General features: G+C 37.0%; 2 protein-coding genes. Both read left to right on the forward strand.

Annotated features, from left to right (window positions below; translation table 11 throughout):
* Positions 1–135 precede the first annotated feature (135 nt).
* Positions 136–1,461: an OprD family outer membrane porin gene (locus H5072_RS16855; protein ID WP_182694195.1), complete on the forward strand. Its 1,326-nt coding sequence runs from the start codon at positions 136–138 to the stop codon at positions 1,459–1,461.
* A 106-nt stretch (positions 1,462–1,567) separates the two neighbouring features.
* Positions 1,568–2,437 (forward strand): alpha/beta fold hydrolase, encoded by an 870-nt coding sequence (locus tag H5072_RS16860; protein WP_182694196.1) that lies wholly within the window; start codon positions 1,568–1,570, stop codon positions 2,435–2,437.
* Positions 2,438–2,462: the final 25 nt, after the last annotated feature.

Here is a 2,462-nt window from a genome sequence, read left to right on the forward strand (position 1 = left end):
TTTATTAGCATGAAAGAAAGGTAATTACTTGAAATGTAATTACCTTATGACATGTTTGCCGTGTAGGTCAAAAAGCATACACATCCCTATGTGCTGCACAGTCAAAACTTAAAAAACAAGGTAACGGAGATAACTATGGCTCACCGAGTATCTAAATTACTTGCGGCAACAGGCGCAGTATTAACATGCATTTCTATTCCTTCGTATGCTGCTGTTAATGGGCTGACAGAACAAGATGAATTTAATTTAAAACTTAGATCAATTTATTTCGACCGTGACTACGATAACGACGCAAGTGACGATTCAACTTTTGCTCAAGGTATAGAGCTCAATTACACATCAGGTTATATAAATGATTTATTGAGTGTGGGTGTATCGACTTACACCGTAATGAATATTAACTCTACAGGTTCAGCCGCAGGTAATATTTTACCAGCAGGTAATGAGAGTGGCGGAGTAGACGATAGCTTTTCTAAATTTGGTCAATATTTTTTAGATTTTAAATTGGGCAAAAACGGTCACGTTAAAGTAGGTGGGCAAAAAACCAAAAGTATGCTTTTAAAAAGCTCAGGCAGCCGTGCTATTCCTAATACTTTTAGAGGCGTTTTTGGCGATTACAAAATTGGCAACACTAAATTATATGGTTACGTATACGATAAATGGAGCCGTCGACATGATGAAAGATGGGAAGACTTTTCTACCGATCAATCGGCACCTGGCGCCATTAGCGTAATTTGGGGGGTAGGTGCTACGCATAAAAAAGACGACATAACATTAGAGGCTGAATATTTAAATTCCCACAATTATCTAAGTAAAATGGGATTAAAAATTAGTTACGACATTAAACTTGAGCAAAGTAAGTTAACCCTTTCAACTGGCATATTTACCTCACAAGATGATGGTGATTTATTTGTAACAGGCGCAGAGGGCGGCGATTTAGATGATGAAGATGCAACTGGCGCATTAACAGGTTTAACTAAAAGTGAAAACGATGGATTTGCCTATTACTTAGATGCTGATTGGAAAAAAGATATTTGGAGTGTAGGTGTGGCATTTACTAAAGTAAGTGATGCTTGGATTGAAGATAACTTTAGTGGCGATCATGGTACAAACCCATTTCCAACTCGCTCATTGATTGGTGCCGATTTAACAAATCAAAACGAGGCAACGTGGCAGGCACGTTTTGGCATTGATTTAAAAGCAGTATCGCCAGGTTTAACAACAAAGTTTTACTACACAAGCGGTAGCGATGCTGAAAACTCTGCGCTGGGTAAGTTAGCTGGCACAGCTGATGAAAAATATTGGGCTGTAGATACGCGCTATAAAGTTGAGAAAATAAAAGGCTTAAGTTTGCGCTGGTTATTTGTAGATTATACAACCGAAAAATCAGGCAGCGTTGATGGTGTAAAAGGCGACAGAGCCGACCACCGAGTTTATGTAGATTACACTATTAAATTTTAAAATAACGTTTAATAAGCCAATGCAAATTTATACATTGGTTTTATTTCCTTTATTAATTACCACTATGATAAAACTAACAAATAGATAATAAAAATAAAGCTAATATATGTTTTCTCTTCAACAGTGGCAATCGCAGGGCCAATTCACTCATATTTCTGGCCATCAAATATTTACAAAAATAGCTGGTGATATAACTAAGCCTGCGCTGCTTTTAATACATGGCTTTCCAAGTGCTAGCTGGGATTGGGAAGGTATGTGGCAAACGCTTAGTGAACATTATTTTGTAATTACGCTCGATATGCTAGGTTTTGGTTTGTCAGATAAACCAATAAACGCTACTTATAAAATTACCGAACAAGCCGACTTATATACCCAATTTTTAAAAACGTTAAATATTAATGATGTACATATTTTAGCTCATGACTATGGCGATACTGTGGCTCAAGAGTTATTAGCAAGGCAAGTGGTTAGCCAAAGTGACTTTAAAATAAACAGCGTGTGTTTTTTAAATGGTGGGTTATTTCCTGAGGTGCATAAACCATTATTTATACAAAAGCTTTTACTTTCAAAGCTAGGTTGGATAGTGCCAAAATTAATGAATAAACAAAAATTTGCCAATAATTTAGTGACTATTTTTAGTAAAAGTACACCGCCCTCAAAACAAGTGGTAGACACACTTTGGGAGTTGCTAATTTATAAAGATGGTTTAGCCGTTATGCCTAAACTCATTAGCTATATAAAGCAGAGGCAGCAAAACCGAGAACGCTGGGTGGGTGCCATCATAAATAGCAATATACCACTTACGTTTATAGCAGGCGCAGAAGATCCTATCTCTGGTAAGCACATGATTGAACATTATAAAAAGCTTATTCCCAATGCGCGCGTACAAGAGTTTGTAGAGCTTGGGCATTATCCGCAAGTAGAAAATCCAGATGCTATTACGCAGGCTTATTTGGATTTTAGAAATTGCCAATAAAAACGCGGCACTAAATTAAGTGCCG

The sequence above is a fragment of the Pseudoalteromonas sp. SR45-5 genome (genome assembly GCF_014163565.1).
In the GTDB taxonomy this organism is placed as follows: domain Bacteria; phylum Pseudomonadota; class Gammaproteobacteria; order Enterobacterales; family Alteromonadaceae; genus Pseudoalteromonas; species Pseudoalteromonas distincta.

What these genes read in the sequence shown, in the direction of transcription:
- H5072_RS16860 (WP_182694196.1), top strand. Translation starts at nt 1,568, where the DNA reads ATGTTTTCTCTTCAACAGTGGCAATCGCAGGGCCAATTCACTCATATT.
- H5072_RS16855 (WP_182694195.1), top strand. Translation starts at nt 136, where the DNA reads ATGGCTCACCGAGTATCTAAATTACTTGCGGCAACAGGCGCAGTATTA.